The organism is Rheinheimera oceanensis (assembly GCF_018831085.1).
Lineage (GTDB): Bacteria > Pseudomonadota > Gammaproteobacteria > Enterobacterales > Alteromonadaceae > Alishewanella > Alishewanella oceanensis.
In genome coordinates this window covers 272,552-291,087 of record NZ_JAGPNM010000004.1, presented here as the reverse complement: position 1 = coordinate 291,087, position 18,536 = coordinate 272,552, and the positions used below count along the sequence as shown (strand labels likewise).

General features: G+C 49.5%; 16 protein-coding genes. 10 read left to right on the top strand and 6 right to left on the bottom strand.

The genetic code is table 11. From position 1 onward, the window contains the following. Positions 1 to 41: 41 nt before the first annotated feature. Positions 42 to 383, bottom strand: a complete 342-nt coding sequence (locus tag J3B89_RS11445; RefSeq protein ID WP_215397697.1) for a zinc ribbon domain-containing protein YjdM — start codon at positions 381 to 383, stop codon at positions 42 to 44. Positions 384 to 646: 263 nt separating this feature from the next. Between J3B89_RS11445 and J3B89_RS11440 the strand changes: the two genes are divergently transcribed. The 3 genes from J3B89_RS11440 (at position 647) to J3B89_RS11430 (ending at position 5,522) form a co-directional block, all read left to right on the top strand. After that, positions 647 to 1,726 carry a pyridoxal-phosphate-dependent aminotransferase family protein gene (locus J3B89_RS11440; RefSeq protein WP_251372377.1) on the top strand — a complete coding sequence of 360 codons (1,080 nt, stop codon included), beginning with the start codon at positions 647 to 649 and terminating at the stop codon, positions 1,724 to 1,726. Between the two features lie 130 nt (positions 1,727 to 1,856). Then, complete coding sequence (locus J3B89_RS11435) at positions 1,857 to 5,135, top strand: S41 family peptidase (protein ID WP_215397696.1); 3,279 nt, start codon at positions 1,857 to 1,859, stop codon at positions 5,133 to 5,135. 138 nt (positions 5,136 to 5,273) lie between these two features. Then, positions 5,274 to 5,522 carry a TIGR02647 family protein gene (locus J3B89_RS11430; protein WP_215397695.1) on the top strand — a complete coding sequence of 83 codons (249 nt, stop codon included), beginning with the start codon at positions 5,274 to 5,276 and terminating at the stop codon, positions 5,520 to 5,522. Here the strand turns inward: J3B89_RS11430 and J3B89_RS11425 are convergent. From J3B89_RS11425 to J3B89_RS11410, 4 genes are all read right to left on the bottom strand, one after another. Then, positions 5,487 to 7,442, bottom strand: a complete 1,956-nt coding sequence (locus tag J3B89_RS11425) for a transglutaminase TgpA family protein (RefSeq protein WP_215397694.1) — start codon at positions 7,440 to 7,442, stop codon at positions 5,487 to 5,489. The two genes, J3B89_RS11430 and J3B89_RS11425, sit on opposite strands and share 36 nt — an antisense overlap. Continuing rightward, complete coding sequence (locus J3B89_RS11420; RefSeq protein WP_215397693.1) at positions 7,436 to 8,416, bottom strand: DUF58 domain-containing protein; 981 nt, start codon at positions 8,414 to 8,416, stop codon at positions 7,436 to 7,438. Before J3B89_RS11420 ends, J3B89_RS11425 begins: the two co-directional genes overlap by 7 nt. After that, positions 8,404 to 9,315 (bottom strand): AAA family ATPase, encoded by a 912-nt coding sequence (locus J3B89_RS11415; protein WP_215397692.1) that lies wholly within the window; start codon positions 9,313 to 9,315, stop codon positions 8,404 to 8,406. The genes J3B89_RS11420 and J3B89_RS11415 overlap by 13 nt, the downstream gene beginning before the upstream one ends. Positions 9,316 to 9,433: 118 nt before the next feature. Next, the gene (locus J3B89_RS11410; protein ID WP_215397691.1) at positions 9,434 to 11,923 is read right to left on the bottom strand and encodes a S8 family serine peptidase; all 2,490 of its coding nucleotides are present in this window, start codon (positions 11,921 to 11,923) and stop codon (positions 9,434 to 9,436) included. Positions 11,924 to 12,210: 287 nt separating this feature from the next. On the opposite strand from J3B89_RS11410, the gene J3B89_RS11405 reads away from it, so the two are divergent. The 5 genes from J3B89_RS11405 (at position 12,211) to J3B89_RS11385 (ending at position 15,774) form a co-directional block, all read left to right on the top strand. After that, a complete protein-coding gene (locus tag J3B89_RS11405; RefSeq protein ID WP_251372356.1) occupies positions 12,211 to 12,612 on the top strand; it encodes a curlin subunit CsgB in 402 nt (133 codons plus the stop codon). 81 nt (positions 12,613 to 12,693) lie between these two features. Continuing rightward, positions 12,694 to 14,172, top strand: a complete 1,479-nt coding sequence (locus J3B89_RS11400; RefSeq protein WP_215397690.1) for a hypothetical protein — start codon at positions 12,694 to 12,696, stop codon at positions 14,170 to 14,172. A 49-nt stretch (positions 14,173 to 14,221) separates the two neighbouring features. Then, positions 14,222 to 14,602, top strand: a complete 381-nt coding sequence (locus J3B89_RS11395; protein WP_215397689.1) for a curli production assembly/transport protein CsgE — start codon at positions 14,222 to 14,224, stop codon at positions 14,600 to 14,602. Positions 14,603 to 14,613: 11 nt separating this feature from the next. Next, the gene (locus tag J3B89_RS11390) at positions 14,614 to 14,997 is read left to right on the top strand and encodes a curli assembly protein CsgF (RefSeq protein ID WP_215397688.1); all 384 of its coding nucleotides are present in this window, start codon (positions 14,614 to 14,616) and stop codon (positions 14,995 to 14,997) included. Further along, positions 14,998 to 15,774 (top strand): CsgG/HfaB family protein, encoded by a 777-nt coding sequence (locus tag J3B89_RS11385; RefSeq protein ID WP_215397687.1) that lies wholly within the window; start codon positions 14,998 to 15,000, stop codon positions 15,772 to 15,774. It abuts the gene before it with no gap. Here the strand turns inward: J3B89_RS11385 and J3B89_RS11380 are convergent. Continuing rightward, positions 15,747 to 16,424, bottom strand: a complete 678-nt coding sequence (locus tag J3B89_RS11380; protein WP_215397686.1) for a response regulator transcription factor — start codon at positions 16,422 to 16,424, stop codon at positions 15,747 to 15,749. The two genes, J3B89_RS11385 and J3B89_RS11380, sit on opposite strands and share 28 nt — an antisense overlap. Positions 16,425 to 16,559: 135 nt before the next feature. Here J3B89_RS11380 and J3B89_RS11375 point away from each other — a divergent pair, with 135 nt between their 5' ends. Together J3B89_RS11375 and J3B89_RS11370 are read left to right on the top strand one after the other, a co-directional pair. After that, positions 16,560 to 17,042, top strand: a complete 483-nt coding sequence (locus J3B89_RS11375) for a low molecular weight protein-tyrosine-phosphatase (protein WP_251372354.1) — start codon at positions 16,560 to 16,562, stop codon at positions 17,040 to 17,042. A 128-nt stretch (positions 17,043 to 17,170) separates the two neighbouring features. After that, positions 17,171 to 18,520: a class II 3-deoxy-7-phosphoheptulonate synthase gene (locus J3B89_RS11370; protein WP_215397684.1), complete on the top strand. Its 1,350-nt coding sequence runs from the start codon at positions 17,171 to 17,173 to the stop codon at positions 18,518 to 18,520. Positions 18,521 to 18,536 lie beyond the last annotated feature (16 nt).

Below are 18,536 nucleotides of genomic sequence, written 5' to 3'. Positions count from 1 at the left end.
TAATAAACCAAAACGGGGCTTAAAGCCCCGTTTTGTTTATTTTACTCCTGCACTTTGCGCACAAACTCCGATTTTAAGCTCATGGCGCCAAAGCCATCTATTTTGCAGTCGATATCATGATCGCCATCCACTAAACGGATGTTTTTCACCTTAGTGCCGATTTTTACCACGGCTGATGACCCTTTCACTTTTAAATCTTTAATTACGGTAACGGTATCGCCATCTTGCAGCACATTACCTGCGCTATCACGAATTTGTTTGCTGTCTGTGGTGTCAACGGCATTGGCCGACCATTCATGGCCGCATTCCGGACAGATAAGCAGAGCGCCGTCTTCATAGGTGTAAACAGACTGACATTTAGGGCAGGCGGGTAATGTACTCATAGCAGGGTTCCTGAAACGCAAAACGCGCATTATACATCAGCGCGGCCCGCTGGTGGCACTATTGATCCGTTGAGCTATTGCGCTGTTGAGTTATTGCTCCTTTGAGCTATTGATCTTTTGAATAGTGGCAATAGCCGAACCATGCTGGCTTTGGGCACTGGTTTTGCTATGGTAAGCAAAAATAACTACACGGAGTGACTATGCAACAGGCTATGTTAAAGGCACCGAAAATAGAGGCTTTTTCACCACCACGGCGCATTTTAATGGGCCCCGGGCCTTCTGATGTACATCCGCAGGTGTTGGCAGCACAAGCCAGGCCAACAGTAGGCCATCTGGACCCACTGTTTATTGGGATGATGGATGAGTTAAAGCAGCTGCTGCAGTATGCCTTTCAAACCCAAAACGAGATGACACTGGCAGTATCTGCACCCGGCAGTGCCGGTATGGAAACCTGCTTTGTTAATTTACTGCAGCCCGGTGATACTGTAATCGTGTGCCGTAACGGCGTGTTTGGTGAGCGGATGCGCCAGAACGTTGAGCGCTGTGGTGCCACCGCCATTACCGTGGACAACGCCTGGGGCGAGCCGGTAGACCCGGCTGCGGTGGAAGCGGCTTTAAAAGCCAATCCGCAGGCCAGGTATCTGGCCTTTGTGCATGCTGAAACCTCTACCGGCGCATTGTCGGACGCGAAAACCCTGTGTGCACTGGCGCAGCAATACGGCTGTTTATCTATTGTTGATGCGGTAACCTCATTAGGTGGTGTTGAACTGCGGGTAGATGACTGGGGTATTGATGCCATTTATTCCGGCAGTCAGAAGTGTTTATCCTGTGTGCCGGGTTTATCGCCGGTGTCATTTTCGCCCAAAGCGGTTGAGCGTATTAAAGCCCGTACCAGGCCGGTACAAAGCTGGTTTTTAGACCAAAGCCTGGTAATGAGCTACTGGAGTGGTGGCGCCAAACGCAGTTATCACCACACGGCACCGGTTAACGCTCTGTATGCACTGCATGAATCGCTGCGTTTGCTGGCTGCTGAAGGGCTGGAGCAAAGCTGGCAGCGCCATGCTGATATGCACACGCTGCTAAAGCAAGGTTTAATCAATCTGGGGCTGGAGTTTGTTGTAGCAGAGCCGTACCGCCTGCCGCAGCTTAACAGTGTGTATATTCCGCAAGGTGTGGACGATGCCGCCGTGCGCAAACAGTTGCTGGCACAATATAACCTGGAAATAGGTGCCGGCCTGGGTGAGCTGGCAGGTAAAGCCTGGCGCATCGGCCTGATGGGTTATGCCGCCCGGCGCGAAAATATCGCACTGTGTATCAAAGCGTTAGAGGATGTTCTGCCGTAGTTTATTGGCTAATCATGCCTTGTGGTTATTTGGTCGTTTTTGTTTGGCGCGTTTTGCTGCTTCTGCTAAGTTGAAGCACAAATAAACATAACTAAGCCACTCAATTAAGTTAAATAGGCACGAGGCCATAATGAAACTACGTTACACCTTACTAAGCCTGGCGTTGCCGGGTTTATTGTCGTTGCCGGCATTGGCAGTACAGGGTTATTACCGCTCACCGGTACTACAGCAGGATCAACTGGTGTTTACCGCTGAGGGCGATTTATGGCAAGCCCGGCTAAACAATGAAAAAGCCCGGCGTATTACCAGCCATGCAGCAGAGGAAACACAACCTCTGCTGTCGCCTGACGGCAGCCAATTGGCTTTTGTGGCCGACTATGACGGCGCTACTGAAATTTATGTTATGCCTTTAGCCGGTGGTGTAGCCAAACGTATCAGCTATGAAAACAGCCGGGTACGTATTCAGCAATGGTTAGCTGATGGCCGTATTTTATACGCTACCGACAGCGCTGCCGGGCCGGCCAACTATTGGCTGTTGAAAACGGTTGATCCGCTCAGTTTAGCCACTGATACCTTACCACTGGCCGATGCCTCCGGCGGCACGATCGATGAGCAAAGTGGTACCGTGTTTTTTACCCGCTTTGGTCTGCAATTAACCGGTGATAATAGCAAGGTCTATCGTGGTGGCGCTATGGGCGAGTTGTGGCGCTGGACACTGGGCAGCAAAGAAGAAGCGGTACAGCTAGGTAAAGATCATCATGGCAGTATCAGCCAGCCGCTGTTTTATCAGGGCCGGGTATATTTTGTCAGTGATGCTGATGGCAACAGTAATATCTGGTCAGTTGCTGCTAACGGTAGTGATATTAAACAGCACAGTTTTCATCAGGACTGGCGCATTGGCCGGATCAGTGTGTCAGACGGGCACATAGCATATCAGTTGGGCGCTGATATACAGCTGTTGCAACTGGCAGATGGCCAAAGCCGCACCTTAGCACTTGAGATACAGTCAGATTTAGTACAGCAGCGCGAACGGATTATCAGCAAACCGCTAGAGTATTTTAATTCGGCTATTTATCAGGCGCAGCACGATAACAGCGACAAAGTGGTGGTAACCGCCCGCAGCCAGATTGCAGTTGCCGCGCCGGGTAAACAGCGCCTGGTGCAGATCAGTACACCGCCAGGCAGTCGATCCCGCGCGGCGGTACTGTCTAAAGACGGTAAATGGGTATATGCCATTAACGATCATAGCGGCGAGCATGAAATTTGGCGCTTTGCTGCCGATGGCTCAGATAACGCGCAGCAATTAACTAAAGATGGCAGTGGCCATCGCTGGCAACTAAGGTTATCGCCTGATGGTGACTATCTGGCACATGATGACAAAAACGGCGATTTGTGGCTGCTGCAGCTTAGCACTGGCCGCAATAGTAAAGTTCACAGCGGCGGTATAGGCCTGGCGGGTTACGATGATATTAGCTGGTCGGCCGATAGCAAACTGCTGGCTTTTACGCTTAACCCATCCAGACAAAGCCGCTCGCAGGTTGTGTTGTATAGCCTGGCCGAGCAAAAAAGTGCGGTACTGACTTCGGATAAATACACTTCTTTTGCACCGGCATTCAGCCCCGATGGCCTGTGGCTGTATTTTGTCTCGGATCGCCAGTTCACTGCCACTCCCGGCCATCCCTGGGGCGATCGTAACCTTGGCCCGATGTTTGACCGGCGCAGCCAGCTGTTTGCTGTCAGCCTGAAGCAACAAGCCTGCTTTGCATTTCGCCCGGTGCAGGAGTTGGAAAACTGTGACGACAAGGCAGCTAAAGCCAGCCTGGCTGGTAAAAAAGCGGCATTAGTGGATTGGGACGGCCTCAGTGCCCGTTTGTGGCAGGTACCGCTGGCATCAGGTAACTACAGTCAGCTTGCGGTAACGGATAAAAGGCTGTACCTGCTGGATCGCAACAGCGGCCCTGATAGCAAACCGGCATTAAAGCAAGTTAAATTCAGCCAAACGGAAGCCAGGGCTGAAGTGTTTGCTAATGATATTGCTGACTATCAGTTAGCGGCCAACGGCAAAAAGCTGTTTATGCGTAAGCACAGTGCCAACGGCGCCGGTACTATGTATGTGGTGGAGGCAGGTGATAAAGCACCTGCCGATCTGGCCAAAGCCCGGCTTAATAGTGACAGTTGGCAACTGAGTATTAACCCGGCGCAGGAATGGCAGCAAATGTTTGCTGACGGCTGGCGTATGCACCGTGATTTTCTGTTTGATAAGGGCATGCGTGGTCTGGACTGGCAAGCCAGCAAAGCGAAGTATCAGCCATTATTAGCACGGGTTACTGACCGCTATGAGCTGGATGATATTTTTGCCCAGATGATGGGCGAGCTTAATGCCTTACACTCGCAGGTACGTGGTGGCGAATATCGTACTGATGAAACAACAGCAAAAGCTGCCAGCCTGGGGGCAGAATTTAATGCCGGTAAAGATGGCCTGGTTATCCGGCATATCTATCGCACTGACAATGAGCTGCCGGCACAGGCCGCGCCACTGGCTAAACCCGGTGTTAATGCCAGCACAGGCGATACCCTTATTGCTGTTAACGGCCTGACGGTAAAAGATTTACCGGCCCTTACCCAGGCACTGCGCAATCAGGCGGGTAAACAGGTGCTGTTAACCCTGCAGCGCGGTAAGCAGCAATGGCAAACGGTAGCAGAGCCGGTTAGCAGCGCCAGCGACAGCATGTTGCGGTATCAGGACTGGGTTACGGCTAACCAGCAGCAGGTTGCTGATGCAACCAATAACCGGTTAGGTTATTTACATTTATATGCGATGGGCGCCAATGATATTGCCAACTTTGCCCGCGAGTTTTATGCCCATTATGATAAACCCGGTTTAATTATTGATGTAAGGCGTAACCGCGGCGGTAATATTGACAGTTGGATTATTGAAAAACTGCTGCGCCGCGCCTGGGCGTTCTGGCAACCGACACAGGGTGATGCCTATACCAATATGCAGCAGGCGTTTCGCGGCCATTTAGTGGTATTAGCTGATCAGCTTACGTACTCAGACGGCGAAACCTTTTCTGCCGGTGTTAAAGCCTTGGGGCTTGGGCCACTAATTGGTAAGCGCACAGCAGGTGCCGGTGTCTGGTTATCCGGCCGCAACCGGCTGGCAGATAACGGCATGGCACGGGTGGCCGAAACCGCTCAGTTTGCCATGGACGGGCGTTGGATCATTGAAGGCTATGGCGTGACACCGGATCAAGAAGTGGATAACTTACCTTATGCCCGCTTTAATGGCAAAGATGCACAATTAGAGCAGGCTATTGCTTATCTACAGCAGAAATTACAAAGCCAGCCTGTTGCGCCGCTAAAAGCACAACCTATGGCAAAGCCGCTGGCAGCGGATATTCTGCCATAGCGTCTTTGGCGTCAATTCAGGCTGATATAAGCCCGGTAATATAACCGGGCTTTTTTTACTGCCGTATTTAACATCAGAACTTTGCTTTTAGCCAAAGGCCAGCTATGGTGAGTAAAACAACAGAGCAGGAACGCACCTATGCCAATATCACCACAACTTAATGCTGAAATTCACGTGTTAACCTTGTTTAATCTGGACAGTGCCATGGAAGGGATTAAAGTGCACAAATCGGCCGATACAGATACGCTGGCAGCCATAAAGCGTCTGTACGAAAAAGGGCTGGTAACACAGGAAGACGGCGGTTACTTAACCGATCTGGGTATCCATTGTGCCGAGCATCTGCAAACGGCGTTACGTATTCTTAATGGCGCGGCGCAACCGGCCTAACTCTGCTTTGTGGCACTGAAGGTATTGTTTCAATTGCTTAAGTGCCACTGCATCTTCTTTATATAATGCCTGCTCGTATAGTGCAGTTAACTGCTTAAGGCATACATTCTGCCCCGGGGAATGGCTGACGTACTGCAGTAAAAATGCTGAAACAGATAGCGATGGCGGTTTTGCTGCCAGTGCCTTGCCCAGATAACGATACAGCTGTTTTGTTGCCTCTGGCGTATTGCCAGTGCTGCTTCGGGTTAAACGGTAATACAACAGCAATACAATAATAATACTAAACAGAACAGCCACCGCATAAGCAATAGCAGGCAAGTGGCGGTATAGGTTGTGCCACAGCTGCTGCTGGCTGTTTTCATTAAACCCCAGTACCCATACCGACCAGTAATAGTCGAGATGCATCAGCTGTTGCCGCACATTTTGCAGCAAAGCCAGCTGGCGCCAACCCGGATCCAGTAAAGCGCGCTGATCTTCCGGTAAGGCAGAGTCCAGGCTATTCAGAATGCGCTCAGGCGCTACCGCTGCGGTTGGATCAAATGGCTGCCATACGCCGTTATCAAGATACTCTACCCAGGCATGTGCTTCGCGCTGCCGTACCGCCAGATAACCTTGCTGCGGGTGCCAGTTACCCCCCTGATAGCCACCAACCACCCGTGCCGCAATACCGGCATGGCGCAGAATAACGGCGCTGGCCGACGCATAATGGCTGCAAAAGCCGGTACGGCTGTCAAACAAAAAGGCATCAATACTGTTGCTGCCAAGCGGTGGCGGGGTAAGGCTGTAATAAAACGGTTGCTGGCGAAAATGCTCAGCCAGAGCCTGCACCAGAGCATGGCTTTGTGGATACTGCTGCTTAAGCTGATAGGCAAATTGCTGTGTCTGCGGGTTACCCGCTGCTGTGCGCAGGTTAAGTTGTTGCTCCTGCTCAGATATCAGCATAACGGGTATAAGGCTGCCGCTTACCTGATAACTTAACCGCTGGCTTACCGGTTTGCTGCTGCTTAACAGGCCGCCCGGGCTGATAAAAACATTACTGCTGCTGGTAACCGGGGTAGCTAAAGCAAATAAGCCGGTTTGCTGGCTGGCCTCAGCAATAACACGGTAACTCAGGCTGCTATCTGCAGCATTGTCAGGCGCGCGCTGGCGGCTGGCATTTTGCCGCAGCGCATTTACCTGCCAGCGTCTGCCATCAAAATCTTCGTATAGCCTGGCGCGCCAGTACAGCTGCTGCCGGGGTGGCAGGGCACCGTCAAACTCGACCCGGAATGCCAGGCTGTCATCCTGCACCAGTTGCTCTATGCTGCCCGGATCCAGTGTATCGCTAAGGCCGGTACTGGCAATGTTAGCATTGGGGATCTGCCAGAATGGTGGCAGGCGGGGGAACAGCAAAAACATTGCCAGCCACAGTGGCAGAATAATCAGTAAGCTGCGGCCGCTCTGCCGCCAGTTTAAACGGCTGACAGAGGGCGAAAACAGCCGGTAGTGACTGTACAGGTTAGCAGCAAACACCAGAAAAATAAGCAGGGCTATCAGCATGTCCTGATGCAGAATAAAGCAACAGGCGATCAGAAAGTAATGTACCCACACCAGTTGGCGGGCTTCGTATAAATGCTGCAAAGCCAATAGGCGGGCGATGGCTGCCAATAGCAAAATTTGCAGCATAAAGTGCAGTACACCGGCTTGGCGGAGCTGCAAAAAAAATGTTATGGCGATAATACCTGCCAGCAGATTTACCAGTTTAAGGCTAACCGCCGCTTTGGCTTGAAATATACTCAGCAACCGGTATAGCAGTAACAAGGCAAATATGGCAATAACCCAGCCGGCAAACGCCTGTTGCAATAGCAGTAACAACGAAAGCTGAATGGCTGCCCAGCAAAGCAGTAACTTTTTTTGTTGCAGCATCTGTTGGGTCAGCACAGTGCCAGCTCCTGCAGGCAGCGCTGTAAATGCTGCGGGCCCTTTGCCTGCGGCAGTGTCAGTGCTGGCAATTTAAGCCCGTAACTGCTGCCGGATTGCTCCAGTTGCAATAATTGCTGGCAGGCATAACGTAGTGCACGCTCTAAAGCGTCGCCTGACAACGCCGGCACGACCACCCAGCTTGGCTCTGCCTGAGCCGAAAAGTGTTGTTGCCTGACAACCGGGTTCGCCGGGTCGCGGGCCAGGCGTTTCCATACCATATGCCGCACACTGTCGCCGGCGCGGTAAGGTGCCAGTGTTTCACCGGCATCGGTTTTAGCCTGTTGGCTGGCAGCATCTGATGAGAGGTTAACCGCAGATTTATCGGCATCGGGGCTGGGGTAAACCCAATAGTATTGCGCCAGTGCAACATAGCTCCAGGCACGCCATAAACCGAACGGATACTGGCTGGTTATTTTGATGCGTGGCAGGGCGTATTTGCCACGCTTTGTACCCACAAGGTTTAGTGATGCTGTTGTAGCGGGCTGGCTTAACAGTACGGTTTCATTCTGCTTTGTGTTATAGGGATTGGTGTTATAGGGCTGGACAAAATGCATATTCAGCATAAAGTGCTTTTTATCACTGCTAAGGTTTACCGCCACAGTGGTTTTTGTACCGGCAAAGCCTTCTGCAGCATGGCGGCACTGCAGTGTTAAGCCACTCATATTCTGGTAAACCAGCACAATACTGACCAAAAACACACTCAGCAGTAAATAACACAACAATAAGATCAGGTTGTTCTGATAGTTAGTACCCAACAAATATAACAGCGCAATTAATAACACAAACCACCAGCCATAGCGGGTTGGCAGAATAAAAATCAGTTTTTGCACCAGCCGGACCTTATCTGCAGCCGGTTGGCGCTTATCCAGATAGTGGCTGAGCAGTTGCCAGTATCGCTGATATAGCCGCTGTTTTAACATCAGATTGGGCATGGTGTCTGTAATAGCAGCAACTGGCTTAAACGGCTCTCCTGTGCATCCGACGCGGGCGCCAGGCGGTGTTCAGCCACATAAGGAAACACCTGCTGTACATCTGCTGCGGTAACATAATCACGTTGGTTAATTAAGGCGAACGCTTTGGCGGCACGCAAAATAGCTTTTGATGCTCGCGGTGATAATGGCAACATATCGCTGCGATGGCGGCTGCTGTTAACCAGTGCCAATAAATAATCAATCAGCGCATCTGATGCGGCTACTTTGGGCACTTGTTGCTGTAAGGCTCGCAGCTGTTCAGTATTCAGTTGCTCGGTTAACAGCTCCAGCCGCGAAGTACTGCTGTCGCGCTGTAATAACTGATGTTCAGCCTGATGATCGGGAAATCCCAGCGACAGGCGAAACATAAAACGGTCCAGCTGTGATTCTGGCAGTGCAGAAGTGCCGGCATGAAATAACGGATTTTGGGTGGCAATAACAAAAAACGGCGTGGGCAGGGCGCGGGTCTCACCATCGACAGACACTTGTTTTTCTTCCATGGCTTCGAGCAATGCGCTTTGTGTTTTCGGGCTGGCACGGTTTATTTCGTCGGCCAGCAATACCTGGCTGAATACCGGACCGGCCTGAAAGCGGAATTGTTGTGACCGGGCATCGTAAATGTTCATGCCGACTAAATCGCCGGGCAGTAAATCGCTGGTAAATTGTACCCGGCGGTAACTAAGGCCGAGGCTATTTGCCAGAGCATGCGCCAGGGTGGTTTTTCCCATACCGGGTAAATCTTCCAGCAGCAAATGGCCTTCTGCCAGCAGGCAGCATAGCGCCAGCCGGATCTGGCTGCTTTTTCCCAAAATCACCTGATTAAGGCTTTGCTCTACATTATGCAACTGAGTTAACACCATGGCTCCTTACTGCTGTGAGCGGAAAACACTATACCGTTGGCTCATACTACCTCTGCAATGCAGAACTGCAAATAAAAAAGGCGGCCGAAGCCGCCTGCAGATATTTTTAACGTTGCGATCAGAAGTTAACGGTTAAATCGGCTGAACAAGCATCTGTACCTGCCAGACAAATCTTGTATGTTACCGTTGCAGCTTGTGAGTTAAAACGATCACGGTAGCTGCCGCTGTTATCAATAGTGTCTACCAATTGACCATCGCGGAACAGATCTAACTCACCGGATGCGCCTGTCCAGCGCAGATCAACAATGGTTGAACCGGTGCGGGTACGTACAGAGCGTTGCAGGCTAAGTACAATAGTGCTGTCGGTTACGGTTACTGTTTTCTCTGCTGTGTTGCTCAGGCCGGTGCTGTCAGTGGTGGTCAGGCTAACACTATAACTACCGCTGCTGGCATAGGTATGGCTTGGGTTGGCTGTATCGGCCTGATTACCGTCACCAAAATCCCAGCTCCAGCTGCTGATGTCGTTATCATCATCGGTAGAAAGATCAGTAAAATTAACCGTTAAGCCCGACGCGACAAAACTGAAATCGGCTACCGGTGCCACGGGGCCGGGTGGGGTATCATCGTCAGATAATGCTGTCAGAGTCAGTGTCCAGCTATTGAGGGTGCCGGTATCCAGGCCAGCGTTATCAGACACTAGCAGCGTCCAGTCGCCCTGCATGCTTTCGCCGTTAAAGCTGTCTACTTGCCAGTTTTGTATCAAATCGTCAGCACTGCCGCCGGTACGGTTATGCAGCATGTGCTCTGTGCCCTCTGGCGAGCGCAGTTTAACGATTAGATCTCCGCGCCAGGTATGGGTAATATTTACGCCAACATCAGTACCAAACACCACGCCGGTTTGTGGCACATTAATAATGCTCTCTATACCGGCAGGATTGTTGTCCGGAATAGCCACTGCAGTGTTGTTGCTAAAAGAGTAATCCTGCAAGCCTTGCGGCAGTATACTCAGGCTGGCATTGACCGATTTCACCAGCTCACCGGTCGCGCTGTCAACGCCGGTAACAGTAAACTGATAGCTACCCCAGTCAGTTTCGGCCGACGTTGCAACGTCCAGCGTTACCGTATCGCCCGGTTGCGCTGTGCTGGCAGACAAGCTGACGCCGTCTAAAGCGGGTTGCACATCAACACTTAGTGCAACTTCACCTGTCCAGTCGGCAATATTACCAACGTCCAGCGTATACTGCGCGGCATCACCGGCGGTAATCTGCTGAGTACGCGGGCTGATAGCCAGTTTAAATGACGGGGTAGGATCGGCTTCAACCATGGCACTGGACAGATTCAGCCGCTTGCCTGATACCGTTTTACCTTCTAATGCAGGCAGGCTGTCGCCTGAATCCATCAGAATGGCCTTCATTTCAAGCGCTGTAATATCAGGGTTAACTGACCACAACAGCGCCGCAGCGCCCGCTACATGGGGTGATGCCATAGAAGTACCTGAATAGCTGGCATAGCCGCCACCGGGTACGGTAGATAAGATAGCAGAGCCCGGCGCACCCAGATCTACCGAGGTTGCACCATAGTTAGAGGCACCATTGACGAAAATAGACAGATTGTCATTTCTGTCGGTAGATGCAACAGACACGATAACATCAAGATCATAAGCTGCCGGGTACATTGGTGTGCTGTCGGCATCTGCGCCATTATTACCTGCTGCGGCAATAAACAGTATACCGGCATCGCCTCCGGACTGAATGGCAGCCCTTAACGTTTCAGAAAAGGCACCACCCCCCCAGGAGTTATTGGTTGCTTTAATATCAACACCATGGTTGAGTTTTAAATCGGTAAAATAGTTAATACACTCAATTGCGCCAGCAGTACTGCCGCCTAACGGCCCTAAAAACTGACAAGGTAATAAGGTTACACTCCAGTTTACGCCGGTAATGCCAATGCCATTATTACCTGATGCTCCTATAGTACCTGCTACGTGTGTACCGTGGCTGTCGCTGTCCATCGGATCTTGTTCAGCATTTAACGTTGAGTAACCATAAGTGCTGCCTGGCAGATTACCCGGATTTACCCAGCGGTTGTCTATAAGGTCCGGGTGGGTGTAATCCATACCGCTATCAATTACACCAATGATAATGTCATGGCTGCCCGTCGAGATATCCCAGGCATCAACTGCTTTAATATCGGCCCCAGCGGTACCGCCGTTTTGTCCGGTGTTTTGCAGGCCCCATAAATCACCAAAGCTGGGGTCATTTGGCACTGCCAAAGCATGTAACGGATAATCTGGCTCGGCTACTTCAACTGCCGGGTTTGACGCCAGTTTCTTGATCAGATGATCACGCTGAACCCCTTTAGGTACCTGAACTTTAACAATACGACCATCTGCAACATAGCGCATTTTCATATCGCGGCCTTGCGCGTCTAACTGACGCAGGCTGGCACCATGCTGCTGAATAACAGTTTCACGTTCTTGTTTGGATACGCCATGTTTAAACATCACCAGTACAGCATTTTCTGCTGAACTTGCTGCGGTGTCAGCCAGTGCATTTGCTGATAACAAGGCTGCCGCTACAGCCAGTGCGATCATTTTTTTATTAGTCATAACTGTCCCCAGATTAATTAATTGTGAAAAATATGCTTATTTTTAGCACCAGATAGGAATAGCATGCAATGCAACAACTATTAAACAATTTATACAAAAATAAGCCAAATTAACTAGGTTAATAGGTGGGGTAGTTGTAAATAATAATCTGTATATTTTTGTTTATTAAAGGTTATATTATTTTAACTGGTGTTATTAATTGTTTTAAAAATAGCTCTTTATTCCTATTGCACCTTTTTCGTGGTGCTTTAGCCTAACTTTCGTCGTAACGATTTGAGGTAGGTATTTTGCATAGTATTAACAAAAAGCTGGCATTATTGAGTTTGTTGCTGTTAAGCAGCTCAGTGTATGCAGATATCTCGTTGCAAATGACATCTCTGCTGGAACGACACGCACTGGCAAGCGGTGTTGATATCACACAATTGGGCGATCTGAATGTAGCTGATGTTACCCAGTCTGGTCAGGCTCATTACGCTGTGCTGTTACAACAAGGCGTGTTAAATCAGATTTTGTTGCAACAAACCGGCTATGGGCATCAGGCTGAACTGGTGCAAACCGGTAATAACAATATTGCCAACATCATCCAAACTGGTGAAAGCAACCTGATCCGGGTCGAACAGTGGGGCAACAGACAATTGTCCATTGAGCAAAGCGGTGTGGGAGAGCGCATCTCTATTGTGCAGTACTGAGAGTATTTCACTTGGCTATAGCGTTATCCGGCAATAAGAGATAAATAAATTAATAAACAACAATGAGTTAGGGAGAATTAGATGAAAGGTTTAATTTCACGTAAACATATACTCGGCCTTACAGTTGCGCTGGCGATGTCAGCACCTGCAATGGCTGTCAGCAATGAAGTTATAATTAACCAAACATCGGCAGCTGCGGTTGAAGGAAACCTGGCTGAAGTGACGCAAAGCGGCGAAATCAGCCTTGCTGTTATTGATCAAAACGGCAGCATAAATACTGCCAGTGCTATGCAGGATGGTGTTTGGCTGGAGGCTTATCATTTTGTCAGCGGTAACGACAACCAAACCCGCACCGAACAGCTGACTGACTGGCATATTGCCTATATTGATATTGTTGGCGACGACAACACTGCAAGCATGACGCAAGACGGATTTTATAACGTTGCTGAAGCAGTTATTACCGGTAATATCAATGATGTGGCGGTGTTACAGCTTGGCGATTTGAACGAAGCTTTTGTCAACATTACCGGCAACGGTAATTTGGTTGAAACGACACAGGAAGGTTTTGCTAACTGGACCAACGCTGGCTTCAGTGGTAACGATAACAGCCTGTTCAGTGTGCAGGTTGGCGATAACAACGAAGCCGGTATGTTTAATCTGGCCGGCAACCGCAATACCTTTGAGTCAGAACAAATCGGTAATGCCAACGTTGGCGGTATTGTTGGTGTAAACGGTGACAACAACAGCACCTTTGTGCAGCAGCAAGGTGATGGCAACGTTTTTATCCTGTCTGACCTGATTGGCAACGATAACCTTGTTGATGTGTATCAGCATGGTAATGCCAACCAATTCCTGCTTGACCCACTGCAGGGCGAGCAAAATATGGTGTTAATTGATCAACGTGGCGATGGCAACCTTATTGAAGCTCCGCTTGGCCTGGTTGGCAACGACAACCAGATTGATATCTGGCAAAACGGTAATCTTAACGCCACCCTATTTGCCACTGACGGCGATGGTCATAACGTTGAAGTTATCCAGCGCGGTGACGGTAACATAGCAGAGCTGGTGCTGGCAGGCAGTGATAACAGCGCCACTATATACAGCCGTGGCGATGACAATATTGCCGCTGCAGGCTTATATGGTGCTGGCAACAGTGCCGATATTCAGCAAATAGGTGATGCAAACTTCGCTGTGGTTGATGTGCTTGGTGATAATAATGATTTTTATATCGACCAGTCAGGATCTGCTAATGAACTGCTGATAACCAGCGATGTAGCCGTGCATGGTAACAGTGTCAATGTAGAGCAAAACGGCGACATTAACCTGGTTGATGTATTAATTGCCGGCAATGCCAATACGCTGGATATCCTGCAGTCAGGTAATGGTAACTGGGTTGCCGGTGACAATGGCTATTTTGCATTAAGCGGTAACAATGGCCTGGTGGCCATTACTCAAAACGGCAGTGATAACCTGATACTGGGTAGCCAGGCAGGTCAGGGCAATGTAATGAGTGTTACGCAAAATGGCGATTTTAATACCGCCATCGTAGTACAAAACTAATGCATTGGCTCAGGCAGCCTGCCTGTCTGAGCCTGCAGTATTACCTGCTATGAAATTACTTTTTATTCTGTTGTTGGCCTGCGGCATTAGTTTGCCGTTGGCTGCTGCTGATATTGAGCTGGAAGGGCTGGTGCTGGATCGCACCATTTCGCGTTTTGGCAAAGATTTCACTTACTACTATGCCGGTTACTGGCGCGATATGCCAGGCACCGATGGTATCACTGTTGTGGTGTACGAACAGGTTTACCCGCAAGCGGGTACCTTTTTGTGGGTAGAAATGAATCAGAGCCGGGTATATCAGACTTATTTCGGTCGGCGCTATAACGACGTCAAACAAATGGCTGAGCAAGCTATTCTTTTAAGTATTAACGAGTTAGCCAATATACAAACTGCACGTATGCTGGGTGACCCACAGAGCAATGAGCTGTGAAAGGATTAAAAATGAAGTGGATATTTCTGCCGTTATTCATGCTAAGCGCCGGTATTCAGGCAACTGAGCTGGTGTATACACCAATAAACCCCAGTTTTGGCGGCAATGCATTAAACGGAAACTTTTTACTGCAAAAAGCCCAAAGCCAAAATGCTCATACTGCCGCTAAACCGGGCCAGTCATTCGTTGATAAGTTTCGTGATGCCTTAGAGCGTAATATTATTAACTCGTTAACAAGACGCATAGCTGACGGCGAGTTGGTTGAGGGGGTATATAACACCGGCGAGTTTATGGTGGAGGTTGTTACTGACTCAGATGGCAGTGTCATTGTAAATATCACCAACCTTAATAGCGGTGAAGTGACCATTATTACTATTCCGGTAATTGGAGGATAAATGAAAGCAGTATTCTTCCTTACCGCAGTGTTGCTGAGCGGCTGTTCGTTATTACCCAAACCGGCAATTAATATCTCTGCTGCCAGTATTGACGTACCCAGCACGCTGATGCAGGAATTACAGCAAGGTAATAAACCCAGGCTGGCTATTCCGGTGTCAGTGTATACGTTTCGTGATCAAACCGGGCAATACAAGCCTCAGGCGAATGTATCCAGTTTTTCTACCGCTGTTACACAGGGCGCTACCTCTATATTGACTCAAACCTTGCTGGACAGTGGCTGGTTTGCACCGCTTGAGCGTGAGGGACTGCAAAACCTGCTAACGGAACGTAAAATTCATGGCTCGAATAAAAAGGCGGCTGAGCTGCCACCGCTAAAAGAAGCGCGCTTACTGTTTGAAGGCGGTATTATTAGTTATGAAACCAACCTGACAACCGGGGGTATAGGTGCGGAATATTTCGGCGTAGGTGCATCTGAGTTATATCGTGAAGATCAGGTTACCATTTATCTGCGCGCAGTGGATGTACATACCGGCCAGGTATTGTTGTCTGTTGCCAGCAATAAAAAGGTATTTTCGCAAGAATTGCGGGCCGGGCTGTTTCGTTATGTATCGTTAAATCGTTTATTGGAAGCAGAAGGTGGCTACTCAACCAACGAGCCGGTACAGTACTGTGTGAAGCAGGCCATTGAAACCGCCGTTGCTGAACTGATAAGTCAGGGCCAGCAACGTGGGTTTTGGCGGGCAGATACTCAGGCCGGTCTTACCAGCGAGGGCTGATCATTTCTACCGGGCTGCTGCAGCCATCGCAGCAGCTCTACCCGGTTTCGGGCCTGGGTTTTGCGGAATATCGAAGACATATGCGCTTTTACAGTATGAGCACTGATATTGAGGTTATCGGCAATTTCTTTATTACGCGAACCTTCGGCTACCAGTTGAATAATACGTTTTTCTTGTCTTGTTAACAGATTGCTGTCTGTGACAAGACGTTGTCCGGCTGTAGAGTTCAGCTTTTGCAGTAGCAGTTCATCCAGCAATTCGGACATTACCGGGCGGGCGTAATACAGCTGGCCATCCATCATGGTTTTCAGGGCCGTCAGCACCCGATCTAACTGCTCGTCGCGGAATATTGCACCGCGGATGCCGTTTACCAACGCCTGGGTCGGGTTAAGCAGGGCGCGTTCTGCCTGAAAAAAGAATAAGGGTGCTTTTTGCTGTAAACATTGCAGTTCTACCGACATGCCTTTTTTATTTAAGTCTATGCTGTGATATGGGCAGGCCAGTAACGTACCTGCTTTAAGTTGGGGCATTTGCAATATATCTGAACGACTCTGTTGTTGTACTTTAATGCCGACGGACTGCGCCAGCAGTGAAATATTGTGTACAGTTTCTTGTTCCGTCAGCACGATAAGTTTGACAAACTTATCCATTTACTTCTCTCCGAAAAACAATCAAATTCTCCTGTCAGGAAACGCCATACTGAACCTGTGCTTAGCAATATGCAACCATTTAACGTTCAGGCCAAAGCATGCTAGCATAGTAAAATTCAGATGCAGGGAGTTGTTATGCCAAGGAAAATATTGTTTGTTTGCCTGGGGAATATCTGCCGTTCGCCCACGGCTCATGCGGTTATGCGCTATAAAGCGGCCCAATATGCACTGGCGGTTGAAATAGAATCGGCCGGCACCAGTGCATCCCATCGCGGTGAATCTCCAGACTCACGTAGTGTCCGTGAAGGGCAGGCGAAAGGTTATAAATTTAACGGTATCACATCCAGGCCGGTAAAAGAGCAGGACTTTGCATACTACGATCTGATCCTGGCAATGGATAATGATAATTTGCAGGAACTGAACCGCCGTTGCCCGCCAGAGCATCAACACAAGCTACAGCTATTTTTACAATACCATCCTGAATTTCCGACTATTAGTGAAGTACCTGATCCTTATTATGGTGGCAGCCGTGGCTTTGCGCTGGTATTGCAACTGATTGAGCAGGGCTGTGATGGCCTGGTGGAATATTTGTCAGATCCGCGCTCCAGGCAAGCCTGACTGAGCAAAACTGCAGCAGTTTTTTGCGGGCAGATAAAATTGTCATAAATTATGCCATGTTCAGCATTGAATTTACGTCCAGAAGTCTATAACTTGCATGGCAATTCATCAAACATAGGAAAATCATCGTGACCACCTGGACGCCTCAAAGCTGGCGCAAGTTACCGATCCAACAGCAACCAAGCTATAAGGATCAGGATTTGCTACACCGTGTTGAACAGCAATTACATAAATATCCGCCGTTGGTGTTTGCCCAGGAAACGCGGGATCTGTTTAGCCAGTTGGGTCAGGTTGCTGAAGGTCAGGGGTTTTTACTGCAGGGCGGTGACTGCGCCGAAAGCTTTAACGATTTTAATGCTCCTAAAATTCGTGACACCTTTAAAGTATTACTGCAAATGGCAGTAGTGCTGACATTTGCAGGTGGTTTGCCGGTAGTAAAAGTTGCCCGCATGGCCGGGCAATATGCCAAGCCACGCTCAAGTGATCTGGAAACCATTAACGGCGTGTCGTTGCCAAGCTACCGTGGTGATATTGTTAACAGTTTTGAATTTACTGAAGAAGCAAGGCTGCCTGATCCAAACCGGTTAACCACGGCTTATCATCATTCAGCTGCTACGCTAAACCTGTTGCGTGCTTTTGCTCAGGGTGGTTTGGCTGACTTACATCAGGTCAGTAAGTGGAATATGGGCTTTGTTGAGTCTAACCCGCTGAAAGACAGGTATCAGGATGTGGCGCAACGTATTCAGGAAGCACTGCGTTTTATGGAGATTTGCGGTATTACCGGACAGAACTCCCCCTCTATCCGTGAAACCCAACTGTATACGTCGCATGAAGCTTTACTGTTAAATTATGAAGAAGCCCTGACACGGCGTGATTCGTTAACCGGTGACTGGTACGACTGCTCGGCCCACATGGTGTGGATAGGTGAGCGCACCCGCCAGTTAGATCATGCACATATTGAGTTTTTCCGTGGCATTCATAACCCGGTTGGCGTAAAAGTGGGGCCGGGTATGCAACCGGACGACTTAATCCGCCTGATTGATGCATTAAACCCGGACAATGTCGCCGGGCGTTTAACGCTCATCACCCGTATGGGGGCCGACAAGCTGGCCGATAAATTACCCGCTTTGGTACGTAAAGTGCAGCAGGAAGGCCGCAAAGTAGTGTGGAGCTCAGACCCCATGCACGGCAATACGGTAAAAGCGAGCAATGACTACAAAACCCGTGATTTTGAAGCTATTTTACGTGAAATCCGTAATTTCTTCGCAGTGCATAAAGCCGAGGGCAGCCATGCAGGTGGTATTCACCTGGAAATGACCGGTGAGCATGTAACTGAATGCACGGGCGGTGCTTATGGCTTAAGTGAGCATGATTTGGGTAAACGCTACTTTACTCAATGCGATCCGCGGTTAAATGCTGATCAGGTACTGGAATTAGCCTTCCTGATTGCCGATACTCTACGCACTGCGCGTAAATAATCACGCGCTCAAAGGA

Bases quoted from the DNA above. Each gene is read 5' to 3' on its own strand.
- J3B89_RS11420 (WP_215397693.1), bottom strand. From the start codon at position 8,416: ATGCCCAATCTGATGTTAAAACAGCGGCTATATCAGCGATACTGGCAA.
- J3B89_RS11375 (WP_251372354.1), top strand. From the start codon at position 16,560: ATGCCAAGGAAAATATTGTTTGTTTGCCTGGGGAATATCTGCCGTTCG.
- J3B89_RS11410 (WP_215397691.1), bottom strand. From the start codon at position 11,923: ATGACTAATAAAAAAATGATCGCACTGGCTGTAGCGGCAGCCTTGTTA.
- J3B89_RS11430 (WP_215397695.1), top strand. From the start codon at position 5,274: ATGCCAATATCACCACAACTTAATGCTGAAATTCACGTGTTAACCTTG.
- J3B89_RS11415 (WP_215397692.1), bottom strand. From the start codon at position 9,315: ATGGTGTTAACTCAGTTGCATAATGTAGAGCAAAGCCTTAATCAGGTG.
- J3B89_RS11445 (WP_215397697.1), bottom strand. From the start codon at position 383: ATGAGTACATTACCCGCCTGCCCTAAATGTCAGTCTGTTTACACCTAT.
- J3B89_RS11440 (WP_251372377.1), top strand. From the start codon at position 647: ATGGGCCCCGGGCCTTCTGATGTACATCCGCAGGTGTTGGCAGCACAA.
- J3B89_RS11385 (WP_215397687.1), top strand. From the start codon at position 14,998: ATGAAAGCAGTATTCTTCCTTACCGCAGTGTTGCTGAGCGGCTGTTCG.
- J3B89_RS11435 (WP_215397696.1), top strand. From the start codon at position 1,857: ATGAAACTACGTTACACCTTACTAAGCCTGGCGTTGCCGGGTTTATTG.
- J3B89_RS11400 (WP_215397690.1), top strand. From the start codon at position 12,694: ATGAAAGGTTTAATTTCACGTAAACATATACTCGGCCTTACAGTTGCG.
- J3B89_RS11390 (WP_215397688.1), top strand. From the start codon at position 14,614: ATGAAGTGGATATTTCTGCCGTTATTCATGCTAAGCGCCGGTATTCAG.
- J3B89_RS11380 (WP_215397686.1), bottom strand. From the start codon at position 16,424: ATGGATAAGTTTGTCAAACTTATCGTGCTGACGGAACAAGAAACTGTA.
- J3B89_RS11395 (WP_215397689.1), top strand. From the start codon at position 14,222: ATGAAATTACTTTTTATTCTGTTGTTGGCCTGCGGCATTAGTTTGCCG.